At 70.9% G+C, this 23,022-nt stretch carries 18 protein-coding genes, 1 tRNA gene and 1 pseudogene; 11 read left to right on the top strand and 9 right to left on the bottom strand.

The window, feature by feature from the left end:
- Positions 1-3: 3 nt before the first annotated feature.
- The 3 genes from ACWH43_RS01695 to ACWH43_RS01685 form a co-directional block, all read right to left on the bottom strand.
- Positions 4-3,333 carry a helicase-related protein gene (locus tag ACWH43_RS01695; protein ID WP_377785415.1) on the bottom strand — a complete coding sequence of 1,110 codons (3,330 nt, stop codon included), beginning with the start codon at positions 3,331-3,333 and terminating at the stop codon, positions 4-6.
- A 419-nt stretch (positions 3,334-3,752) separates the two neighbouring features.
- The gene (locus ACWH43_RS01690; protein WP_260348179.1) at positions 3,753-4,199 is read right to left on the bottom strand and encodes a MerR family transcriptional regulator; all 447 of its coding nucleotides are present in this window, start codon (positions 4,197-4,199) and stop codon (positions 3,753-3,755) included.
- Between the two features lie 188 nt (positions 4,200-4,387).
- Positions 4,388-5,362 carry a KpsF/GutQ family sugar-phosphate isomerase gene (locus ACWH43_RS01685; RefSeq protein WP_158447018.1) on the bottom strand — a complete coding sequence of 325 codons (975 nt, stop codon included), beginning with the start codon at positions 5,360-5,362 and terminating at the stop codon, positions 4,388-4,390.
- Between the two features lie 171 nt (positions 5,363-5,533).
- On the opposite strand from ACWH43_RS01685, the gene ACWH43_RS01680 reads away from it, so the two are divergent.
- Positions 5,534-7,063: an outer membrane beta-barrel protein gene (locus ACWH43_RS01680; protein ID WP_158448171.1), complete on the top strand. Its 1,530-nt coding sequence runs from the start codon at positions 5,534-5,536 to the stop codon at positions 7,061-7,063.
- Positions 7,064-7,151: 88 nt separating this feature from the next.
- Here the strand turns inward: ACWH43_RS01680 and ACWH43_RS01675 are convergent, their stop codons facing one another.
- Positions 7,152-9,008 (bottom strand): M3 family oligoendopeptidase, encoded by a 1,857-nt coding sequence (locus ACWH43_RS01675; RefSeq protein ID WP_158448170.1) that lies wholly within the window; start codon positions 9,006-9,008, stop codon positions 7,152-7,154.
- Positions 9,009-9,213: 205 nt separating this feature from the next.
- On the opposite strand from ACWH43_RS01675, the gene ACWH43_RS01670 reads away from it, so the two are divergent.
- The 3 genes from ACWH43_RS01670 (at position 9,214) to ACWH43_RS01660 (ending at position 14,855) form a co-directional block, all read left to right on the top strand.
- Complete coding sequence (locus ACWH43_RS01670) at positions 9,214-10,710, top strand: sigma-54-dependent transcriptional regulator (protein ID WP_158448169.1); 1,497 nt, start codon at positions 9,214-9,216, stop codon at positions 10,708-10,710.
- Positions 10,711-10,816: 106 nt separating this feature from the next.
- Entirely contained in the window at positions 10,817-12,808 is a 1,992-nt protein-coding gene (locus ACWH43_RS01665) for a L,D-transpeptidase family protein (RefSeq protein WP_260348181.1), read from the top strand.
- A gap of 313 nt (positions 12,809-13,121) precedes the next feature.
- A complete protein-coding gene (locus tag ACWH43_RS01660) occupies positions 13,122-14,855 on the top strand; it encodes a DUF882 domain-containing protein (RefSeq protein ID WP_260348182.1) in 1,734 nt (577 codons plus the stop codon).
- Positions 14,856-14,910: 55 nt separating this feature from the next.
- Here the strand turns inward: ACWH43_RS01660 and ACWH43_RS01655 are convergent, their stop codons facing one another.
- On the bottom strand, positions 14,911-15,909 hold the full coding sequence (locus tag ACWH43_RS01655; RefSeq protein ID WP_158447030.1) for a LysR family transcriptional regulator: 999 nt from the start codon (positions 15,907-15,909) through the stop codon (positions 14,911-14,913).
- Positions 15,910-16,103: 194 nt separating this feature from the next.
- Here ACWH43_RS01655 and ACWH43_RS01650 point away from each other — a divergent pair, with 194 nt between their 5' ends.
- Positions 16,104-16,691 carry a nitroreductase family protein gene (locus tag ACWH43_RS01650; protein ID WP_260348183.1) on the top strand — a complete coding sequence of 196 codons (588 nt, stop codon included), beginning with the start codon at positions 16,104-16,106 and terminating at the stop codon, positions 16,689-16,691.
- Between the two features lie 125 nt (positions 16,692-16,816).
- Here ACWH43_RS01650 and ACWH43_RS01645 read toward each other — a convergent pair whose 3' ends face one another.
- Positions 16,817-17,059, bottom strand: a complete 243-nt coding sequence (locus ACWH43_RS01645; protein ID WP_047574439.1) for a DUF2312 domain-containing protein — start codon at positions 17,057-17,059, stop codon at positions 16,817-16,819.
- Between the two features lie 232 nt (positions 17,060-17,291).
- Here ACWH43_RS01645 and ACWH43_RS01640 point away from each other — a divergent pair, with 232 nt between their 5' ends.
- From ACWH43_RS01640 to pyk, 3 genes are all read left to right on the top strand, one after another.
- Positions 17,292-18,596 (top strand): glycerate kinase type-2 family protein, encoded by a 1,305-nt coding sequence (locus tag ACWH43_RS01640; protein WP_158448167.1) that lies wholly within the window; start codon positions 17,292-17,294, stop codon positions 18,594-18,596.
- Between the two features lie 2 nt (positions 18,597-18,598).
- Positions 18,599-19,045, top strand: coding sequence for a DUF1036 domain-containing protein (locus ACWH43_RS01635; protein ID WP_158447022.1), 447 nt, complete (start codon positions 18,599-18,601; stop codon positions 19,043-19,045).
- A 65-nt stretch (positions 19,046-19,110) separates the two neighbouring features.
- Positions 19,111-20,550, top strand: coding sequence for a pyruvate kinase (gene pyk / locus ACWH43_RS01630; RefSeq protein ID WP_158447021.1), 1,440 nt, complete (start codon positions 19,111-19,113; stop codon positions 20,548-20,550).
- A gap of 74 nt (positions 20,551-20,624) precedes the next feature.
- On the opposite strand, the gene ACWH43_RS01625 is transcribed toward pyk, so the two are convergent.
- Positions 20,625-21,263, bottom strand: coding sequence for a tetratricopeptide repeat protein (locus ACWH43_RS01625; protein ID WP_158448166.1), 639 nt, complete (start codon positions 21,261-21,263; stop codon positions 20,625-20,627).
- 137 nt (positions 21,264-21,400) lie between these two features.
- The gene (ykgO, locus tag ACWH43_RS01620; protein ID WP_055726794.1) at positions 21,401-21,526 is read right to left on the bottom strand and encodes a type B 50S ribosomal protein L36; all 126 of its coding nucleotides are present in this window, start codon (positions 21,524-21,526) and stop codon (positions 21,401-21,403) included.
- A gap of 256 nt (positions 21,527-21,782) precedes the next feature.
- On the opposite strand from ykgO, the gene ACWH43_RS01615 reads away from it, so the two are divergent.
- From ACWH43_RS01615 to ACWH43_RS01605, 3 genes are all read left to right on the top strand, one after another.
- On the top strand, positions 21,783-21,992 hold the full coding sequence (locus ACWH43_RS01615) for a hypothetical protein (RefSeq protein WP_158448165.1): 210 nt from the start codon (positions 21,783-21,785) through the stop codon (positions 21,990-21,992).
- Between the two features lie 167 nt (positions 21,993-22,159).
- The gene (hisE, locus tag ACWH43_RS01610) at positions 22,160-22,540 is read left to right on the top strand and encodes a phosphoribosyl-ATP diphosphatase (RefSeq protein WP_260348184.1); all 381 of its coding nucleotides are present in this window, start codon (positions 22,160-22,162) and stop codon (positions 22,538-22,540) included.
- Positions 22,541-22,687: 147 nt separating this feature from the next.
- Positions 22,688-22,764: transfer RNA gene (locus tag ACWH43_RS01605), tRNA-Arg, on the top strand.
- 2 nt (positions 22,765-22,766) lie between these two features.
- Here ACWH43_RS01605 and ACWH43_RS01600 read toward each other — a convergent pair.
- Positions 22,767-22,980: pseudogene (locus ACWH43_RS01600) on the bottom strand (transposase); the annotation flags it as partial.
- Between the last annotated feature and the right edge of the window lie 42 nt (positions 22,981-23,022).

The following is a 23,022-nucleotide window of genomic DNA, read 5'->3' as shown; positions in this document are numbered from 1 at the left end:
GGCTCAGCTCTTGCTGCCTTCCAACTGCGCCTTGAGCGCCGCGAGCTTGGCGAAGGGCGAATCCGGGTCCGGCTCGCGATTGGCCGGGCGCGGGCGCTGCGGCTGCTGGAAGCGCTCCGCCCCCCGCTCCTCGCGGCGCGGGCCGCCGGGACGGCCGTCGCGCTTGAAATCGGGCCGCGGGCCGCGGCCGCCCTCGGGCCTGCCCTGCCGCGGCTGGTCGTCGCGGCGCGGCCGCTCCTGACGCTGGACCGCAGCTCCCTCCCCGGCCGCGGCGGCCGGGCGGTTGTCGGGGCGGCCGTCGCGGCGCGGGCCCCCGGGACGGCCGTCGCGCTGCGCGCGGTCGCCGCCACGGCGCTCGCCTTCGCGGCGATTGCCGTCATGCCGGCCGCGCTGGCCATGCTCCGGCCGGCGCCCGCCCTGATGGCGATGCGGCCGCCAGACCTCGATCAGCTCGGGCTCGGCCGGTGCGGCCTCGGCGGCGGGCGCTTCCGCCACGGCCGTCTCGGCGGAGGCGGCTTCCGCCGCCGGCTCGTCCTGCGGAGCGGGAAGGACATCGGCCGAAACCGGCTCGCCGGCCTGTCCGCGCGCGGCGTCCGTCGCGGCCGGCGCATCCGCCGCCGCGGCAACGGGCGCGTCGGCGGCCGGGGCTTCGACCTCCGGCACCGTCTCCTCGCTCGGGACTGCGGCCGGCTCGACCGCGGCAGGCGCGTCCGGGGCCGCTTCGGCGGCCCCGACGGAATCGGCCTGCCCGGCCTCCTCGGCCGCGGCTTCTGCGGGCACGGCGTCCACACCCGTCTCGTCCGGCTTGGTCTCGACCGGTTTGGCCGGCTCGGTCGCGGCCGGGGGCGGGGCGAGCGGGACGGTGATCGCCGGGCCGGGGCGCTTCACCGAGACATAGCCGAGCGAGCGCAGGATCGAAGCGAAATCCTCGCCGGCGCAGCCGACGAGCGAGGTCATCGCGCCGGTGGCGACGAAGCCGTCCTGATCGGCGGCCCCGGCCGGCGGCACCCCTTGCGTCACGCCGGGGCGGTAGGCGATCGCCGGGCGGATCAGGTCGGCGAGGCGCTCGAGGATGTCGACGCGCACCGCCCGCTCGCCGCAGACGCGGTAGCCGGCGGCGCGGTAGAGCCCCTTCGGCACGGCCTTGTCGACCGGGAAGGAGGTGCGGCCCGAGGCCGCCAGATGCGCGATGTCGTCGAGCCCGGCCGTCTCCGGCCCGCCATGCTTCAGCGCCCAGAGCTGGGCGGCGAGCGCGCGCGGCGCCGGCTTCAGCAGGGCCGGCATGTAGATGTGGAAGGCGCCGAAGCGGATGCCGAGCTGGCGCAGCGCGGCACGGCCCTCCTGATCGAGCGCCTTCATCTCCTCGCCGACCTTGGCGCGCTCCAGCACGCCGAGCGCCTCGGCCGCCTGATAGGCGATGCCGCGGGCGATGCCGGTGACGCTCTCGGCCGCCTCGAGAATCTGGATGGCGCCGAGCAGGCGGGTGATGTGGTTCTTCAGCCAGAGCGCGAGCCGGGCCTCGACCTGCTCGCGCGCCGCGCCGGTGAGATGCTCCTCCACCAGCAGACGCAGCCGCGGCTCCAGCACCTTCTCGCCGGCGGTCAGCCGGGCCACCGGCTCGCCGGTCCAGCGCACCAGCCCGTCATGCGAGAGCAGGAAGGCATCGTCACCGGCCAGCACGACGCGCGCGGCCCGCGCTTCGATCTCGGAGCCGAGCGCCTTCATCGCCGCGAGGTTGAGGGCCTTGACCTCCGACCCGCCCGCCTTCGGGTCCGCCGTGAAACGGAAGCCCTGCAGCATCCCCACATGCTGGCCCTCGACGAGCACGTCGCCCGTCGCGGTGACCTCAGCCTCCAACATCGCATTCTCCCGCAAGCGGCGCATCAGGACACTGGTGCGCCGATCGACAAATCGGTGGGCCAGGCGCTCGTGCAGAGCGTCCGACAGCTTGTCCTCTACAAGACGCGCCATGCCCTGCCAATGCTCAGGATCGGGCAACCAGTCGGGACGGTTGGCGACATAAGTCCAAGTCCTGACCTGCGCGATCCGCGCGGACAGGGTGTCGATCTCGCCGTCGGTGCGGTCGAGCGAGGCGAGCTGGGCGGCATACCAGTCGGCATCGAGCCGGCCATGGCGCATCAGCCTGAGATAGAGCGTCGTCGCCAGATCGGCGTGCTGCATCGGCGAGATCTTGCGGTAATCGGGCAGGCCGCAGACCTCCCAGAGCCGCTCGACCGCCGCCCGGCCCCTGGCCAGGGCGGCGATGTCGGGGTCCCGCGCCAGCACCTCCAGCGTGGTCATGTCCTCGGCGATCAGCGCCCGCGTCAGGCCCTGCTCCGCCGGCTGGAGATTGAGCGTGTCGATGAGCCCGGCGACCGAGCGCAGGTCGAGATCGGAATTGCGCCACTGCATCTGGCGGATCGGCTCGAAGCGGTGATTCTCGATCGCCTCGACCAGCTCGGCATCGAAGGGCGGGCAGCGCCCGCTGGTGCCGAAGGTGCCGTCGCGCAGATGCCGCCCGGCGCGGCCGGCGATCTGCCCGAACTCGGCCGGGTTGAGCTTGCGGTAATGATGCCCGTCGAACTTCCTGTCCGCGGCGAAGGCGATGTGATTGACGTCGAGATTGAGGCCCATGCCGATGGCGTCGGTCGCGACCAGATAGTCGACGTCGCCGGACTGGTAGATCTCGACCTGGGCGTTGCGGGTCCGCGGCGAGAGCGCCCCCAGCACCACGGCCGCCCCGCCCTTCTGCCGGCGGATCAGTTCGGCGATGGCATAGACCTCCTCGACCGAGAAGGCGACGATGGCCGAGCGCGGCGGCAGGCGGGTGATCTTGCGGTCGCCTGAAAAGGCCAGCTCGGAGAGGCGCGGGCGCGTGACCACGTTGACGCCCGGCATCAACTGCTCGATCAGCGGGCGCATGGTCGCGGCGCCGATCAGCATGGTCTCGGCCCGGCCGCGCCGGTTGAGCAGGCGGTCGGTGAAGACATGGCCGCGGTCGAGATCGGCGGCGAGCTGGACTTCGTCGATCGCGACGAAATCGACGGCGAGGTCGCGCGGCATCGCTTCGACCGTGCAGACCCAGAAGCGCGGCCGCTCCGGCTTGATCTTCTCCTCGCCGGTGACGAGCGCGACGGCGTCGGGGCCGACCTTCTCGACGACGCGACTGTAGACCTCGCGCGCCAGGAGCCGCAGCGGCAGGCCGATCATCCCGGTCGGGTGGGCGATCATGCGCTCGATGGCGAGATGCGTCTTGCCGGTATTGGTCGGCCCGAGCACGGCGGTGACGCCGTTGGCGCGGGCGGCGGGAGGCAACGAACGAAAGAGCTGCAAGACGGGAAGCCGATCTTCTCGCCCGTCCGGCCGCCATGGACTCCGCTGGAGCCCCGGGCTGGCCGGGCGGGGGCGTGGACTGGGTCAGGAGCGGGGCCGGCGAGAACGGGCCCGGAACGAAGCGAGGCCGAATCGCTGACTCCGGCAGAATCGGGGTTTGTTCCCCTCGCCGGGCCGGAAGCCCGCCGACACATGCAATACCGGCATCACCCGCCCTCTTGCCAAACCGAAACGAGGACGGCGCTGAACCGTCCCGGCATGTCCTTTATGTAAGGCTTTCCGGCGCGGAAACGAGAGCAAATCCGTAACCTCCTCCCCCAAGGCGAAAACGCCGGGTCGCGCCGGGCCGAGCGAAGCGCGGACCCGGGATCGCCGCACCATGCGACGCGCCCCCGATGCGTCGGGTCGCAACGGCCGCCTCAATGATGGGCGTGGCTGCATTGCCGGTGGTCGGCCAGCGCCTCGATGATGGCGCAGTCGCAGGCCGCGACGCCGCCCGAGCAGGTCGTGGCGATGCGCTCCAGCTCCGTCTCCAGCGAGCGCAGCCGGGCGATCTTGTCCCGCACCTCCTGCAGATGCGCGACCGAGATCGCATGCGCCTCGTCGCAGGCGATGCCGGGCGTGTCGGAAAGCCTGAGCAGCGTGCGGATGTTGTCGACCGCGAAGCCGAGGTCGCGCGCGTGCTTGATGAAGGCGAGGCGCTCGGCATGGCGCCTGCCGTAGCGGCGCTGGTTGCCCTCGGAGCGCTCCGGCGGCGGCAGGAGCCCGACCTGCTCGTAATAGCGGATGGTCTCGACCTTGACGCCGGTGCGCTCCGCCAGCGCGCCGATCGGCATCACGCGTTCGAGCTTCTGCATCGCCGTCATCGCAGCCTCCAAAGCTGTAGTTCCTGGAGCTTCAGATAGGCAGGAAGGCGCCGGAAGCAAGGCTTCCGTCACGAGCCCGCGCCATGCCCCGCAAGCGCAGCGCCGATCCGGGACTCTCGGGCTGAGCGGGCCGGGGAACCGGCAGCGTCATGCGATGCCCGGGTCGAGCCCGAGCATGGCGGGGCGGGTTACGCCACGCCCATCGCCAGCAGGTCGTGGACATGGACGAGCCCGACCGGCCGCTCTTCCGCATCGGCGACGATCAGCGCCGTGATCCGCAGGCGGTTGACCAGCTCCAGCGCCTCGACGGCGAGCGTCTCCGGCCCGACGCGACGCGGATTGACGGTCATGATGTCGCGCGCCCTGAGCGCGGCTCCGCCCGCCATCGCCGCCTTACGGCGCAGATCGCCGTCGGTGACGACGCCGGCCAGCCTGCCGTCGAGGTCCATCACGACGGCGCAGCCGAAGCTCTTCTGCGAGATCATCGCGATCACGTCCGGCAGCGCGGTGTCGAGTCCGATCAGCGGCAGCTCCGCGCCGCGATGCATGATGCTCTCGACCGTCTTGAGCTGGGCGCCGAGCTTGCCGCCCGGGTGGTAGACGAAGAAATCCTGCCGCGAGAAGCCGCGCGCCTCCAGCAGCGCCACCGCCAGCGCGTCGCCAAGCGCGATCTGCATCGTCGTCGAAGTGGTGGGGGCGAGCCCGTTCGGGCAGGCTTCCGTCGCCTTGGGCAGGATCAGCGCGACATCGGCCTCCCGGCCCAGCGTGCTCTCGGGATTGGCGGTGAAGGCGATCAGCCCGACGCGGAAGCGCCGCGTATAGCCGACGAGCGCGGCAAGCTCCGCCGTCTCCCCGGACCAGGACAGCGCGATCACCACGTCCTCGGGCCGCACCATGCCGAGATCGCCATGGCTGGCCTCGGCCGGATGGACGAAATGCGCGGGCGTGCCGGTCGAGGCCAGCGTCGCGGCGAGCTTGCGCCCGACATGGCCGGACTTGCCCATGCCGGAGACGATCACGCGCCCGCTCGCGCCGAGGATCAGCGCCACCGCCTCGGCGAAGGGGTCTCCGAGCCCGTTGTCGAGCGCCGCATGGAGGGTGTCGAGCCCCTCCCGTTCGGTGGCGATGGTGCGGAGCGCGGAGGCGCGGATCTCGTCGGTCATGGCGGCGCTGTAGCACGGGCCGGCGCCGCATTTCCACCGCCGATGCGCCGGCCGCCGCCGCGTTGACGGGTCGTTAACCCTGTTCGTTCTAACTCCGTTAACCATGCGCCTTCCCCGGGGCGCGTGACCTGCCGCTGGCACTTTCTGCCACTCTGGAGCGCCGCAAAACCCGTGTCCGGCCGCGTCAAGACCCTGCTGATATCCGGCTGCGCGCTGGCGGGGCTGGGGCTCGCCGGCCTGCCGGCGGCCGCGCAGCAGCCGCGCAACGGCCTCCGGACCGGCACGCCGGACTACATCGCCCAGCCCCCGGCCGCGCCCGATCCCCCGCTGGCGCCCGTCTCGGCCGATCCGCAGGCGATCCGCGACCCCGCCTCGCTCATCCAGGACCAGGCCTCCGCCATCTCGTCGCGCCGGCCGCCCTATGCGAGCGTGCCGGTGCAGGCTCCGGCCTTGCGCGGCGTCACGCAGCGCCAGTTCCGGGCGCCGCCCCCCGCCGTGACCACCTTGCCCGTGCCGATGCCGGCCGCCCCGCCCCCGCGCCGGCGCACGGCCATCGAGGAGGATCCCTGGGCGGCGCTCGGCCTGCGCGTCGGCGGCGTCACGCTGAAGCCGGCGATCACCCCGTTCTTCGGCTACGACACCAACCCGGAGCGCAGCGCCACGCCCGGCACCAAGGGCTCGGCCTTCGGGCGCTACGAAGGCGAGCTCGCGGTGCAGTCGGACTGGCGCGTGCACGAGCTGTCCGGGCGGCTGCGCGGCGGCTATACCGACTTCTTCCGTAACCGCGAGGCTTCCCGCCCCGACGCCCAGGGCAATCTCGATCTCAGGCTCGACGCCTCGCGCGACACCCGCATCCTGCTCGAAAGCCGGCTCAACCTCGACACCCAGCGCCCCGGCTCGCCCGACCTCACGGCCAATGTCCAGGGCCGGCCTCTGGTCTGGCAATATGGCGGCTCGGCCGGGGTCACCCACGACATCAACCGGCTGCAGCTCACGCTGCGCGGCTCGGTCGACCGCAGCGACTACGAGGACGCCCGGCTCAGCAGCGGCGCGCTCCTCTCGCAGAAGGACCGCAACCTGACCGATTACGGCCTGCGCCTGCGCGCGGCCTACGAGGTCACGCCCGGCTTCAAGCCCTTCGTCCAGGCCGAGATCGACCGGCGCGATTTCGACGAGACCGTCGACAGCAACGGCTACCGGCGCTCCTCCGACGGCATGACGGCCAGGCTCGGCTCGACCTTCGAGATCAGCCGGCAACTGACCGGTGAGGTCTCCGGCGGCTACCAGAACCGGCGCTACGAGGACGGGCGGCTGAAGGACCTGCGCGGCTTCGTCGGCGACGCCTCGATCCTCTGGTCGCCGACGGCGCTGACAACGGTGACCCTGCGCGGCACCGCCGAGCTCGGCGACACCACCATCGCCGGCTCCTCCGGCACCACGGTCCGGCGCGCCACGCTGGAAGTCGCCCATGCGCTGCGCCGCAACTTCACCATCACCGGCTTCACCAATTTCAGCCGCACAGAATATGAGGGCCAGGGCCTGCGCGAGGACTACACGAATATCGGCGCCCGGCTCGAATACAAGCTGACCCGGACCTTCGCGATCCGCGCCAGCTTCACCCATGAGATGCTGAACTCGTCGGCGATCGGCGCCGATTATACCGCGAATGTCTCGCAGCTCGGCCTGAGGGTGCAGTTCTGAAGAGGGGCGGCCGGCAATAGGCAGCCGACGGTCGATTGCCCTGCGTTCCGCCTCCCGACTGCCGACTGCCCGAGCAGCGGCCGCTGCCCTACTCCATCCCTTCCAGCTCGACGATCATCCCCTCGATCATCCGAAGCCCGATCTGCCAGAAGCCGGGGTCCTTGGCGTCGAGGCCGAACGGCTGCAGCAATTCGCCATAGGGCTTGCTGCCGCCGGCCGCGAGCAGGGCGAAATAGCGGTCCTGGAAGCCCTCCGCCGCGCTCTGGTAGACGCCGTAGAGCGAGTTCACCAGGCAGTCGCCGAAGGCATAGGCGTAGACGTAGAACGGCGAATGGATGAAGTGCGGGATGTAGCACCAATACGGCTCGTAGCCGCTCGACAGCCGGATCGCCGGCCCCAGGCTCTCGGCCTGCACGCCCATCCACAGGTCGCATAGCGCCTCGGCGGTCAGCTCGCCTTGCCGGCGCGCCTCGTGGACCTTGCGCTCGAAAGAGTAGAAGGCGATCTGGCGCACCACCGTGTTGATCATGTCCTCGACCTTCGCCGCCAGCATCGCCTTGCGCTGCTTCGGATCGGTCGTGCCGTCGAGCAGGCGACGGAAGGTCAGCATCTCGCCGAAGACGCTCGCCGTCTCGGCCAGCGTCAGCGGCGTCGGCGCCATCAGCGCCCCGTTCGGCGCCGCCAGCACCTGGTGCACGCCATGCCCCAGCTCATGCGCCAGCGTCATCACGTCGCGCGGCTTGCCCTGGTAGTTCAGCAGCACATAGGGGTGCGCGGAGGGCACCGTGGGATGCGCGAAGGCGCCCGGTGCCTTGCCGGGACGCGGCGGCGCGTCGATCCAGCGCTGGTCGAAGAAGCGCCGCGCGATCTCGGCCATCTTCGGCGAGAAGGCGCCATAGGCCGAGAGCACCGTGTCGCGCGCCTCGTTCCAGGGGATGGTGCGCTGCTCGACCTGCGGCAGCGGCGCGTTGCGGTCCCAGAAATCCAGCGCCTCGCGGCCGAACCATTTCGCCTTCAGGCGATAATAGCGATGCGAGAGGCGCGGATAGGCCTCGCGCACCGCGGACACGAGCGCGTCCACCACCTCGCGCTCGACCCGATTGGCCAGATGGCGCGAATCCGCGACGTCCTCGAACTTGCGCCAGCGGTCGGAGATCTCCTTGTCCTTGGCGAGCGTGTTGGTGATCAGCGCGAAGATCCGCAATTCCTTGCGGAAGACCTTGCTCAGCGCCTCGGCCGCCTTGCGGCGCACCTCGCCATCGGCGTCCTGCAATTTGTTGAGCGTCAGCTCCAGCGTCAGCTCCTCGCCGTCGAGCTCGAAGCGCAGCGCCGCGATGGTCTCGTCGAAGAGGCGGTTCCAGGCGGCGGCGCCCGTCATCGACTTCTCGTGGAACAGCGCCTCCAGCCGGTCGTCGAGCTGGTGCGGCTTGTCCTTGGCGAGGTCGTCGAGCCAGGGCTTCCAGTGCGAGAGCGGCGCCTCCCCCGCGACCTTCGCCAGCACCTCCGGCTCGATCCGGTTGAGCTCGAGCTCGAAGAACAGCAATTCCGTGATCGCCGCGTTGAGCTTGTCCTGCGTGTCGCCGTAGAACTTGGCGCGCTTGGGATCGGTGGTGTCGCCGGAATAGACCAGCCCGGCATAGGCGCCGATCCGGCCGAGCAGATCGCTCAGGCTCTCATAGGCCCGGACCGCCTCGGCCAGCAGCGCGCTGCCGTCGGGCCGGCCGGCCAGTTCGGCGAGCTTGCCGCGATAGCGCCCGGCCAGCGCCTGCGCCTCGGTGAAGGCCCGGGCGAGATCGTCCTTGAAGGCGGCCGACTCCATGCCGGGATAGAGATCGTCCAGATTCCATTCCGGCAGTTCGCCCAGCGCCGCGTCGACGGCAGCGCCGCTGCCCTGCGCCGCCGCCTGGCCGTGAACAATCTGGGCTCGCATCGTCTGGAACAGCATGCTCTCTCCGTCTCGCCGCTCGGGGCCTCTCATCACTTAGGCCGGCATCCGCCGCTCGATCAATCTCGGCGGCGCGCCTCATCGTCCGGGGGCGGCGGATTTAAACTCCGCTTAACCCTTCTGGCCGACGATGCCCCAGAACGGAACAGGCGATTCCCCCGGAGCCATCGTCCCGCCGTCCCGTCGCGCCGTCTTTCGAGGTGTCATGACCGCCACCGTTCTCGTCGTCGACGACGATCCCGTCCAGCGCCGCCTTCTCGACGCGATGCTCAAGCGCTTCGGCTATGACGTCGTCGCGGTGGAGGACGGGCAGGCCGCCGTGACGCTGCTGGCCGGGCCGGACGGCGAGGCGATCGACGCCATCGTGCTCGACCTCAACATGCCGGGGCTGGACGGCATGGGCGTGCTCGCAGCCCTGCGCGAGCGCGAGATCGGCAAGCCCGCCATCGTGCAGACCGCGAACGGCTCGATCGAGACCGTGGTCGCGGCGATGCGCGCCGGGGCGGTCGATTTCGTGGTCAAGCCCGTCGGCGCCGAGCGCCTGCAGGTCTCGCTCAAGAACGCTCTGAAGCTCGGCGCCCTCGAACATGAATTGCGCCACATCAAGCGCCGCGCCTCCAACACGCTCGGCTTCCGCGACCTCACCACCAAGAGCCCGGACATGGCCCGCGTCGTCCGGCTGGCCGAGCGGGCGGCGAAATCCAACATCCCGATCCTGATCGAAGGCGAATCCGGCGTCGGCAAGGAGGTGCTGGCCCGCGCCATCCAGGGCTCGAGCGACCGCAGGGGCAAGCCCTTCGTCACGGTGAATTGCGGCGCGATTCCGCACAACCTCGTCGAATCCATCCTGTTCGGCCATGAGAAGGGCGCCTTCACCGGCGCCACCGAGCGCCATCTCGGCAAGTTCGTCGAGGCCAACGGCGGCACGCTCTTCCTCGACGAGGTCGGCGAATTGCCGCTCGACGCCCAGGTCAAGCTGCTGCGTGCCATCCAGGAGAGCGAGGTCGACCCGGTCGGCGGCAAGAAATCGGTGCGGGTCGACATCCGCGTCATCTCCGCCACCAACAAGAGCCTGCTCGACCAGGTCAAGCGCGGCGATTTCCGCGAGGACCTCTATTACCGCCTCAACGTCTTCCCGATCACGCTGCCGCCGCTGCGCCAGCGTCGCGAGGACATTCCCGACCTCGCCCGCGGCTTCCTCGCCCGCTTCGCGGCGGAGGAGGGCAAGAAGCTCGGCGGCATCACCGACGAGGCGATGACGCTGATCGTGCGCTACGACTGGCCGGGCAATGTCCGCCAGCTCGAGAACGCGATGTTCCGCGCCGTGGTCCTGGCCGACGGCCCCGAGCTCGGCCTCGCCGAGTTCCCGCAGGTCGCGGCGCAGATGGAAGGCTACGACGTCCAGATCCCGGCGGCGCCGGCCCAGCTCGGCCCGGCCGAGGGGCGGGCCGAGGCGCCGCCGCGCATCATCCACATGCCGGTGCGCGACCCGAACGCGCTCGAGCTGGTCGCCGGCTCCGACATGCGCCGGCTCGACGAGCTGGAGCGCGAGATCATCACCTTCGCCCTGCAGCACTATCGCGGCCACATGTCCGAGGTCTCGCGCAAGCTCGGCATCGGGCGCTCGACGCTCTACCGCAAGCTGAAGGATTACGGGCTGCTCGAAAGCGAGGGCAGGTCCGATGAAACCGATGCGGCCTGAGCCGCGACGGATGAAAAGCGGGAGGCTGTTGCGCCTCCGCACCTTGTCGAAGCCGGCCGAGTCACGCAGGAATGAGCGCGATCCGGCCTTTATCGGGAAAGCGACTATGCCTCGTCGCCACTGGGCGAACCTGACCTCGGCATCCGCCCTGGCCATCATGCTGAGCTGCGCCCCGGTGCTGGCCGAAAGCGCTCGCACCGTCGATCCCGCCGCCGGCGTGCCGCTGCCCGAGATGCCACAGCTCAGGCTGCCCGACGGCGAAGGACCCGGCCAGGCCGCGGCCGCCGCTCCGGCGCCGGAGAGCGACATCGTCACCGGCACCGTGGCGAGCGGCGCCAGGCTGCGCGGCACGGCCGAGATCGACGCCACCGCCCCCGTCGAGAACGAAGACGAGCCGGTCGCGCTCGACATCCCGCCGGTCGAGATGCCCGCTCTCGACCCGGCCCTCGTGCCGGCCTCGAAATCGGCCGAGCCGGCGGGCCCCGCCCCGGCCGAGGCCGCGCCCGTCCAGGCGGCTCCGGCCCAGCCCGTCCCGGAAACCGTCGCGCCGGCCTCGGTCGCGCAGCCGCCCGCCGAGGCCGCCCCCGGCCCGCTGCGGACGATCGAGGCGCTGACGCCGCCGCCCGAGCTGCCGAAGGTGGTGATCGCCGTGCCGCCGGGCCTCGCCTTCGCGGCCGACATCGCGGCGCAGGCCAGCGAGGCCGTCGCCGTCCGCCGCCTCGGCGAGCGCGAGCGTGCCGAGATCGTCGCCGCCTACCAGGCCAACGAGAACAAGCCGTTCTGGATCGACGCCAAGGGCTGGACCGCAGCCGGCAAGCAGATCGTCGCGCAGCTCGAGCGGGCCGCCGATGACGGCCTGCGCCCGACCGACTACGCCCTCCCCGTCTTCGAGCTGAGCGACAGGGCCAAGCTCGCCGCCGCCGATGTCCGGCTCTCGGCGCTCGCCGTGCTCTACGCCCGCGACGCGCGCGGCGGCCGCCTCGATCCGCGCCGGCTCTCCAAGCTGATCACGCCGACACTCTACCTGCCCTCGGCCACGGAGGTGCTCTCCGAGCTCGCCGGCGCCGCCGATGCGGGCAAGGTGCTCGCCGCCTACAACCCGCCGCACGAGCAGTACCGCCGCCTCAAGGCCAAGCTCGCCGAGCTGCGCGAGCATCTCGACGACACGCCGCTGGTGCGCATCCCGGCCGGGCCGACGCTCAAGCTCGGCATGCGCGACGAGCGCGTGCCGCTGGTGCGCGCCCGCCTCGGCCTCGGCCCGAGCGACGATTCGGTGTTCGACCGCTCGACCGCGCTGGCTCTGGCCGATTTCCAGAAGAAGGCGGGCCTGCCCGCCAACGGCATCCTCAGCGAGCGCACCGTCGCCGCGCTCGGCAAGCCGGCCGCGGCCCGCGGCGAAGAGGACATCATCGCCCAGATGGAGCGCTGGCGCTGGCTGCCGCCCGATCTCGGCGCCAAGCACATCATGGTCAACGTGCCCGAGATGCGCGTGCGCGTGATCCGCGACGGCCGCACGCTCCTCGACGCCCGCACGGTGATCGGCAAGCCCGGCTCGGCAACGCCGATCTTCTCACACAAGATGGACCATGTCGTCGTCAACCCGTCCTGGTACGTGCCGCCCTCGATCCTGAAGAAGGAATTCCTGCCCGGGCTCGCGGCCGACCCCGATTACGCGGCCAAGCGCGGCTACGTCGTCACCCGCACCAAGGGCGGCGGCATCTCGGTGCGCCAGCCGCCGGGCGAGCGCAACGCGCTCGGCTGGATCAAGTTCATGTTCCCCAACGAGCATGCGGTCTATCTGCACGACACGCCGAGCCGCCGTCTCTTCGGCGCCGACAAGCGCGCCTTCAGCCATGGCTGCGTGCGGGTGGAGAATCCCTTCGCCCTGGCCGACCAGGTGCTCGGGCCCGACTGGACCAGCGAGCGGCTGAAGAAGCTGATCGGCAAGGGCGAGCGCCGCATCAACCTGCCCGAGCCGCTGCCGATCCACCTCGTCTACAACACCATCGTCATCGGCGCCGACGGCCACGTCACGCGCTTCGACGACGTCTACGGCTTCCACCGCCTCGTGCGGCAGGCGCTGGAGCAGCAGGGTTGAGCCTTGTCCGCTCGGCGGAATTGCCACCCGCCGCCGCCGCGGACGACCATGCCGGACTGAAACGGCCCGGCGCCGGAAGGCGCCGTGGACAGCCCCGTCGATGAAGGAGCCGCCACGGAAAAGGCGCCTTTTCGCCACGATCCGCCTTTAGCCAACCACAATCAGAATTTCCTGGCGCGGGGTTCGACGGCTTGCTAACGAGTCGTTAACGCTTCTCCGCAACTGTTCGTTCACGTTCAACGCGCCGCTTCGGCGGGGGCACCGAGACGGGTCAGGCAGATTGGGCAGGATAAACGCCACGATTCCGGGTTGGTTGCGTCTCGGCTCCAGGCCAGCCCGCCATCGCGTCGCGACGCTCGGCCTCGCCGTGATCGCCTCCCTGCTCGGCATCCGCGGCACGCAGAACGCCGTCGCCAATGGCGAGACGCGCACCATCACCATCATGCACATGCATACCAAGGAGGAGACCACCGTCACCTTCAAGCAGGATGGCCGCTACGTCCCCGCCGCGCTGGAAAAGCTCAACTGGGCCCTGCGCGACTGGCGCACCGACGAGCCGATCCGCATGGATCCGCGCCTGTTCGACGTGGTCTGGGCGGTGCAGCGCCAGCTCGGCTCGGAGCAGCCCTTCCACGTCGTCTCGGCCTATCGCTCGCCCAACACCAACGCCATGCTGCGCCGCCGCTCGCGCGCCGTCGCCAAACACAGCCAGCACATGCTCGGCAAGGCGATGGACTTCTACCTGCCGGACGTTCCGACGGCCCGCATCCGCGAGGTCGGCATGCGGCTGCAGCGCGGCGGCGTCGGCTTCTATCCGAACGCCCACACCCCCTTCGTGCATCTCGACGTCGGCTCCGTCCGCTCCTGGCCGCGCATGACCCGCGACCAGCTCGTCAGGCTGTTCCCGGACCAGAAGACGGTGCACATCCCCGCCGACGGGCGCCCCCTCGCCGGCTATGAGCTGGCCAAGGCCGAGATCCTCTCCGGCGGCGGCGCGGTCGCCGGCTATGCGGTGGCCGATGCCGATGAAGGCGCCGTGCAGGCCTCGGGCGGCAAGAGCCTGTGGGCCTCGCTGTTCGGCGGCGACGACGAGGAGGCCGATGCGCGGCCGGTTCGCGGCGGTCGCGGCGGAGCGCGCCAGCAGCCCGCCGTGATGGCCTATGCCAATTCCGGCTACGGCGACAGCAACTCCGCCGATGGCGGCCGCTTCGCCGTCGCCCTCGCCCCGAATCCGGCGGTGCAGGCCATCGCGCGCGAGCGCTCGGAACGCCTCGCCCCGCAACCGGCGACGCCGCCGCCACCGGCCCCCGCGCCCGTCGCCGCCGCGGCGCCGGCACCGCCCGACAATCGCCCGCAGCTCATCGACGCCCCCCTGCCCCTGGCGCGTCCCCGCGGACTCAGCGCCCCGGCCGAGGAAGGGCCGGTCCAGCTCGCTTCCCTCCCCGGCCCGGCCGGGCCGCTCGCCTTCGCCCAGGCGGAAGCGGGCGCCAACCGGCTCGTCCTCGCCTCGCTGCCGCCGCGCCGCCCCGACGCGATGGCCGCCCCGGACGATACGCTCGTCGCCGGAACGCCGGTCCCGGCGCCGCTGCCTCCGATCCGGCCGACCGCCCTCGCCGATGCGGCGCTCGCGGCGCTGCGGCCCACCGCCGATGGCGGCCCGGCCGCCCAGCCGGGCCCAGGCATGCTCGTCACCGCCAGCCTGCCGCCGGCCCGGCCGCGCGAAGGCGGCGTCAGCTACGCCACCGCCACGCAGCGCTCGCTCCCCCTGGCCTCGGAGCCGGAGCAGCCGGACCAACCGGCCGGCATGGACCGCTCCGGCCTGGATGCGCTGTTCGCGACGGTGGCCCGGCCGGTGCGCGCCTCCGGCAAGCCCGTCACCGTCGCGACGGCGCGGACCCGTGCCGCCGCACCCTCGGCCGCGCCGATCGCCGGGCCGAGCCCGGCGGCCGCGCTCGGCTTCAGCCATGCGGACCCGGTCGACGCCCGGCCGGGCCGCTTCAGCGGCCCGGCAGTGCGCCCGCTGCCAACGAACTACGTCCAGAACTGAGCGGCCAGAGCATCGCTCCGGCCGCGGGCCTCGCGAAAGCGCGTGACGCCCCGGATCACGCCGGATGCGGGTCGGAAAGCTCCTCCGCCGGATGGGCTTCGCCGGGCTGTTCCCAGGCCTCCTCCAGGGCAAGCCCGCGTTCCTTCATCGCGTCCTGGCAAGGATCCCAATAGGGCGTAGCGCCGAAGCGCGCGACCAGGAGGTCGATCAACACCCGCACCTTGCCCGGGACGAAGGCTCCGGGCGGCCTCACGACGAAAAGCCCGCGCGCCGGCATCGGATAATCCAGCAGCACAGGCTCGACCTGCCCGGCGCGGATGGCGTCGGAGGCCAGGAAATTCGGAAGAACGGCGAGGCCGAGCCCGGCCGCGGCCCATTCCAGCAGGGTCTCGCCGCTATCGGAGCGCAGCCGCGCCGTCGGCCGGACCGGGACCCAGCGCCGGCCGGCTCGGAAGGTCCATTCCTGCTCGGCGCTGCCGGTGTAGAGCAGGCAGTCATGCTGGGCGAGGTCCTGCGGCGTCCGCGGCCGCCCCTTGCGCGCCAGATAGGCCGGACTGCCCAGCACCGAGGTGTAGACCGGCGCGAGGCGCCGTGCGATCAGGCTCGAATCCTTCAGCGTCCCGATGCGGATCGCCGCATCGAACCGTTCGCCGATCAGGTCGACGAACCGGTCGCTGGCGTGGACGTCGAGCTCGAGCCGCGGATGCTCCAGCGCCAGCTCGCGCAGCAGCGGCGCGACATGGCGGTTGCCGAAGGTCAGCGGCATCGCCAGCCGCAGCCGCCCCGTGACGCCGCCGGCCTGCGCCACCTCCTCGCGCGCCTCCTCCAGCGCCTCGAGGATGCGCTCGCTGCGGGCCTTGAAGACGATGCCGGCCTCGGTCGGGCTGACGCCGCGCGTGGTGCGGCTCAGCAGCCGCGCGCCCAGCTCCTCCTCGAGCTTGCTGACGCGCCGGCTGACGATCGATTTCGACAGCCCGAGAACCTGCGCCGCCCGCCCGAAGCCGCCGGTCTCGGCCACCGCGATGAAGCTGCGGATATCGTCCAGCTCGGCCATGCCGGCGTTCCTCGTGACGCAACAGTCTGGTGCCCAATATGGGCATTCTAGCGGCACAAGTGAACGGCTACCTCTCTCGCACGAACCATTCGGATCCACTCGCGCAGGAAGCGGGCCCCGGGATACGTCCCTCGGGGGAAACGAACCCGTCCCACCGGCCTGCCGGCGCGACCTGTGTCACAAACGAGGAAGTCATGCTCGACAAGCTCAAGAAGCGCCGCACGCAATATGCCCTCGGCAAGAATCTGCCGATCTCCGAAACCCAGGTCGATGCCCTCATCCGGGAGGCGATCCGCCTGTCGCCCTCCAGCTTCAACTCGCAGAGCTCGCGCGCCGTGATCCTGTTCGGCAATGAGAGCGACAAGTTCTGGAACATCGCCCGCGAGGCGCTGCGCGCGATCGTGCCGGCTGCCGATTTCGCGGGGACGAGCAAGAAGATCGACAGCTTCGCGGCCGGCGCCGGCACGGTGCTGTTCTACGAGGACGAGGAGCCGGTGAAGGCCCTCCAGGCCAATTTCCCGCTCTATGCGCACAATTTCCCGATCTGGTCCGAGCATTCGACCGGCATGGCGCAACTGGCGGTCTGGACCGCGCTCGCCGACGCCGGCATCGGCGCGAGCCTCCAGCACTATCATCCGCTCGTCGACGCGGAGACTGCCAAGACCTGGAACATTCCAGCCTCCTGGCAGCTCAAGGCGCAGATGCCCTTCGGCTCCAACGAGACCGGCTTCGCCGAGAAGACCTTCATCGACGACGAGCTGCGCTTCCGCACGCATCGCTGAACGAGGCTTGGGATCGGCCGGCGACGGCGGGCCGGGTCGAAGCACTTCGCCCGAGCGATCGCGCTGACAAGCAAAACGCCGCCCGAGACGTTCTCGGGCGGCGTTTTGGCCTTCTCGACGGAGGCTCAGGCCGTCTCGCCGACCGCCTGGAGATAAAGATCGAGGATCGCCTCCTCTTCCTTGCGCTCGTCGAGGTCGCGCTTGCGCAGTGCCACCACCTTGCGCAGCACCTTGACGTCGTAGCCGTTGCCCTTGGCCTCGGCATAGACCTCCTTGATGTCGTCGGCGATCGTCTTCTTCTCCTCCTCGAGCCGCTCGATGCGCTCGACGATGCTCTTGAGCTGATCGCCCTGAACCGGATCGTCCATGTCCTATCCTTCCGGGATCGAAAAATTCGGCCGGCAGCGTTCGCGCGGATGGGGGCCGGACGTCAAGCCGCATCGTCCCGCCCCCGCCCCGTCCTCAACAGTTGCGATGTCGCAGCACCTCTAAAAAGTATGACTAAATATCCACAAGCCTGATGACGCGGGGCCGGGCCCGGCCTAAGATTCCACCGAAACGGCCGCGGCTCGACCGGCGGCGGGGGAAACGGGACGCGGCGTGCGGCAATCATCCATCGACTTCTCCGGGCCCCGCGCGACGGCGCGGGCGATCTATGACGCCGCCGTGGCCCGCGCCCACCCGGCCGGCTGCCTGCTGCCGCATCTTCCGCCGGCGCCGGCGCGCGGCCGCCTGGTCCTGCTCGCCGCCGGCAAGGCCGCCGGCAGCATGACGGCGCTGGCCGAAGCGCATTATCTCGACGCCGGCCTGCCGACCGGGCGCCTCACCGGCCATGCCGTCGCCCGCCACGGCTATACCGCGCCGACGCGGCAGATTCCGATGGTCGCCGCCGGCCATCCGGTGCCGGACGCAGGGAGCGTCGCCAGCGCCCGGCGCGCCCTCGAGCTCGCAGCCTCCGCCACGCCCGACGATCTCGTCCTCGTGCTGCTTTCCGGCGGCGGCTCGGCCAACTGGGTCGCGCCGGCCGGCGCTCTCACCCTGGCGGAGAAGCAGGCCGTCACCCGGGCGCTGCTGCGCTCTGGCGCGCCGATCGGCGAGATGAACATCGTCCGCAAGCGGCTCTCGCGCATCAAGGGCGGCCGGCTCGCGCTCGCCGCCGCCCCGGCCCGACTGCTGACGCTCGCCATCTCGGACGTGCCCGGCGACGACCCCGCCGCCATCGCCTCCGGCCCGACCGTGCCCGACCCGAGCAGCATGGCCGACGCCCGCGCCATCGTCGCCCGCTACGGGCTCGACCTGCCGCCGGCCGCCCGCGCCTTGCTCGACGACGATGCCAGCGAGACGCCGAAGCCGGGGGACCCCGCCTTCGCCGGCAGCGACTACCGCATCGTCGCCCGCCCGGCCGATGCGCTCGCCGCGGCCCGCGCCGCCGCCGAAAGAGCCGGCTACGCGGTCCTCGATCTCGGGCCGGATCTCGAAGGCGAGGCGCGCGAGGTCGCCGCCGCCCATGCGGAGCTGGCCAGGCGCCTGAAGGCGGAAGGACGGCGCGCCGCCATCCTCTCCGGCGGCGAGCTCACCGTGACGCTGCGCGGCTCCGGCCGCGGCGGGCCGAGCCAGGAATACGCGCTGGCGCTGGCCGTGGCGCTGGCGGGCGAGCCCGGCATCGTCGCGCTCGCCGGCGACACCGACGGCACCGATGGCGGCGGCGGCGAGGCCACCGATCCCGCCGGCGCCATCATCGATCCCCAGACCTTGACGCGCGCGCGCGCAATCGGCCTTGATCCTGCCCGATCCCTCGCCGACAACGATTCGACCGGCTTCTTCGAAGCGCTGGGCGACTTGCTGCAGCCGGGACCGACCCTGACCAATGTCAACGACTGCCGCGTCATCCTGATCGAACCGTGAGAATGCCGGGATATCCTCGAACGGCCGCCTGCCTGGCCGCCGGCTGCGCCGCCGCCCTGCTGCTGGGCGCGCAGCCGGCGAAAGCCGATCTGCGCATGTGCAACACCACCGCCAGCCGTGTCGGCGTCGCGATCGGTTATCGCGACGCGCAGGGCTGGACGACCGAAGGCTGGTGGAACATCAGCCCGCGCGGCTGCGAGACGCTGCTGCGCGGAACGCTGGCCGCGCGCTACTACTACGTGCACGCCGTCGACTACGACAAAGGCGGCGAATGGACGGGAAAATCCGTCATGTGCGTGCGCAACAAGGAATTCACGATTCGCGGCATCGGCGATTGCCTGGCGCGCGGCTATGATCGCGCCGGCTTCTTCGAGGTCGATACCGGGGAACAGAAGAGCTGGACCATCCAGCTCACCGACACCACCGGCGCGGCGCCACCCCGGCCCTGAAGGCGGCCGGAGCAGACAGAAACCAGAGAATGGCGGCAGGGACAGGCCGGCTGCAGGGGAAGACGATGAAGCGCGAACGCCGGATCAAGATCATAGCGACGCTGGGGCCCGCCTCGGCGACCGAGGAGATGTGCGCCAGGCTCTTCGCCGCCGGCGTCGACGTCTTCCGCATCAATATGAGCCACACCCAGCGCGAGACGCTGGCCGAGAAGGTGGCGATGCTGCGCGGGCTGGAAACGAAGTTCCGCCGCCCGGTCGGCATCCTGGCCGATCTGCAGGGGCCGAAGCTGCGCGTCGGCGCCTTCGGCGGCGACGGCGGCGCCATGCTCGAGAAGGACGCCCGCTTCATCCTCGATTCCGACCCCGCCCCCGGCGATGCCCGGCGCGTCCACCTGCCCCATCCCGAGATCCTGAGCGCGCTCGAACCCGGCCACCATCTCATCCTCGACGACGGCAAGCTGCGCCTCGTCGTCGAGCAGGCTTCGCCCGAGCGGGCGGTGACCCGGGTGCTGGTCGGCGGCCGGCTCTCCTCGCGCAAGGGGGTGAGCCTGCCCGACACAACCATCCCCGTCTCGGCCATGACCGAGAAGGACCGCGCCGATGCCGCGGTCGCGGCCGAGGTCGGCGTCGACTGGATCGCGCTCTCCTTCGTGCAGCGGCCGGAGGACATGGCGGAATTGCGCAAGATCGTGCGCGGCCGGGCGCTGGCGCTGGCCAAGATCGAGAAGCCGCAGGCGCTCATCCGCCTGGAGGAGATCATCGACGCGTCCGACGCCATCATGGTCGCCCGCGGCGATCTCGGCGTCGAGATGCCGCTGGAGAAGGTCCCCGGCACCCAGAAGCGCATGATCCGCATGGCCCGGGGCAAGGGCAAGCCGGTCGTGGTCGCGACCCAGATGCTCGAGAGCATGATCACCAGCCCGGTCCCGACCCGCGCCGAGGTCTCCGACGTCGCCACCGCCGTCTTCGAGGGCGCGGATGCGGTGATGCTCTCGGCCGAGAGCGCCGCCGGCCAGTATCCGGTCGAGGCGGTCGCGATGATGAACCGCATCGCCGAGGAGGTGGAGAACGAAGCCGTCTACCGCTCGATCCTGGAAGCCCAACGCGCCGAGCCGGAAGCCACCGGCGCCGACGCCATCGCCAAGGCCGCCCACGAGATCGCCGAGACGCTCAAGCTGAAGGCGATCTGCGCCTGGACCACCTCCGGCTCGACCGCCTTCCGCATCGCCCGCGAGCGGCCGAACTCGACCGTGATCGCGCTGACGCCGAACCGTGCCACGGCACGCCGGATGACCCTCGTCTGGGGCGTGCACGCCATCGTCACCAAGGATGCCAGCGACGCCGACGACATGGCCTTCCGGGCCTGCAAGTTCGCCGTGCGCGAGCACTACGCCAAGCTCGGCGACCGCATCATCGTCGTCGCCGGCGTCCCCTTCGGCACGCCGGGGGCGACCAATATGGTGCGCATCGCCTTCGTCGCGCAGGAACACGTCGCCAAGGCCTGACGGGCTCCGCCAGATGGCCCCGGCCGCCTCGCCGGCCGGTCGTTGCCGGCAGCGGAAACGCAGCCGGCGGTCGCTCAGGTCTCGCGCCCGTCGACCTCGTATCGGAGGGAATCGACGGCTTTCTTGACCGCCTCGAATTCGGGATAGACCTCGAGCGCCTTGCGGAAGGCGACCATGGCGGCCTTGTCGTCGCCCTGCTGGCGCAGGATGAAGCCGAGCCCCATCATCGCGCCGTAATGGCGCGGCTCGCGCTTCAGCGTCTCGCCGATGTCGAGCAGCGAGCGCACCGAATCCCCGGCGAGATAGAGCGCGTTGGCGCGCTGGTTCCAGGCCTCGGCCCAGTCCGGCTGCAGGCTGACGATGCGGTCGAGCAGTTCGATCGCGAGATCGGTCTGCCCGGCCTTGAGCGCCTGCTGCGCCCGCGACATCAGCAGGTCCGCCGTAGCCGAGCCGGAGCGCGCCCAGCGCCGCTGGATCAGATTCGCGACGCCCTTCGCCTCCTCCGGCGACTTGGCGTCGTGCAGGCGCTGGAACAGCCGGTCGAGCGTCGCGGCCGGCGTGCGCGGGGCCTGGCTCTCCGGCTCCGCGGGGTTGTCCATCCTGTCCGAGGGCGCGACCGCTCCCGGCCGCTGAGGCGGCGTCGGCTGTGCCGACGCCCCGGCCGAGGTCAGCGCCAGAACCAGGAAGGCGGAGCTGATGCGGAACAGGCTCATGACCCCGATTCTAAACCGCCAGCCTCCGGCGTCAAATCACGCCGCGGCGAGGCAACGCAAAAAGCGGGAGCGCCGTCGGGCGTCCCGCCTTGCAAAGTCCCGGCCTGCCGCGCGGCATCGCGAGCCGCGCGAAAAGCTCAGCCCTGGCGCGCCTTGAAGCGCTTCTGGACCTTGTTGATGATGTAGATGCGGCCCTTGCGGCGCACCAGCTGATTGTCGCGATGGCGCGCGCGCAGCGACTTCAGCGAATTGCGGATCTTCATCGTACCAACTCCATCGGCCCGCCCTTGCAGGCGCGCCGGTCAAAAACCTACAGTCTGCGAAGCGGGCCTCGCGACCCTCACCGCCCATGACAATGGTGCGACTGATGCGATGCCGGCTGTATACGGATTTTTCCGTCGATCGCAAGGGGGATCCCCGCCCGGCCCTGCGAAAATCCGCTTTTCCTGACCGGAAACCCGGGCGACAAACCAGCCTGGCGATTCCCGTCCCCCGATTCCGCCCCATGGAGAACTCCAGATGCGCCTGTCTCTTCTCGCCTCCGCCCTGACCGCCGCGCTGGCGCTCGCAGCCTGCGGCAACACCGTCGAGCAACGCATCGGCGGCGCCGCGGTCGGTGCCGGCACGGGCGCCGCCGTCGCCGGCCCGGTCGGCGCGGTGGTCGGCGGCGCTGCCGGCGCCGTCTCCGGCCCCAGCGTCGTGCGCGCCACCCGCCGCGCCACCCGCTGACGCGCCGCCGCCCCACCCGCCGCCGCGGCGGCCGGCGTAAGGACCGGGCGAGGCGGAAGGCAGCCTGCCCTCCGCCTCGCCCGGCCCGCGGCGGCGGCCATTGCGGCCCGCTCCGCGCGTTGTGGCGGCACTGTCATCAAACTCTCATCCGGGCGCCTGACGCTCGGATGATGACTGATTCGGTCCAGAGGCTTCACGCCGCCATCGAGCAGGCCCGCGAGGGCGATCCGGCCCGGTCGCGGACGGCGCGCCTGTTCGGCGGCGGCATGCCCAAGATGGCGAAGAAGCTGGCGGAGGAGGCCGTCGAGATCGGCATCGCGGCCCTGCAGGACCAGCGCCGCGAGACGATCCTGGAGAGCGCCGACCTGATCTACAACCTGGTCGCCTTGTGGAGCGCCATGGACATCGCGCCCGACGACATCTGGGCCGAGCTCGATCGCCGGGAGCGGCTCTACGGCATTGCCGAGAAGCTGCCGAAAACCCGCTCACCCGACCGCTCCAAGCGCCAGCGTCCGCTGAAGCTCGCCATCGGCGAGACACGCCGCTGAGAGCCGCCGGCGCGGCCCCCGCCCCCCGGATATCCACAGCGGGAGCGGTCCGCACAGGCTCGTCATTTTCCGGTTGCCAAGACGAAAGCGAGCGGTTATGTCCCCCTTCATCAGGCCGGACGCGCAAGCGTCGTAACGCTCTGAGACGCGCCCGTAGCTCAGCTGGATAGAGCATCAGACTACGAATCTGAGGGTCAGAGGTTCGAATCCTTTCGGGCGCGCCATTCATCTTCCCATGCAGCGTCTTCACGTCGACCGCCAGAGCGGGCGCTGCGGCCTGTGTTTCACCGTCGAAGACGCCCGCAGCCCCGTCGAGAAGCTGATTGCACCACTGCGTGATCTGGCTCGGATGTACGTCGAACTGCCGTGTCAGCTCAGCTTGCGAGGGCCACTTTCGCCTTGAAGGCTGGCGCGTGGTTCCGCCGCGGTCGTTTTGCCATGGTCTCGCCTGTCGCGGCCATCATGCCGCCTTCAGGTAGAAA

Source organism: Allobosea minatitlanensis, from assembly GCF_964020775.1.
The sequence above is the reverse complement of the archived record's forward strand: the minus strand, read 5'-3'. Positions and strand labels throughout refer to the sequence as shown.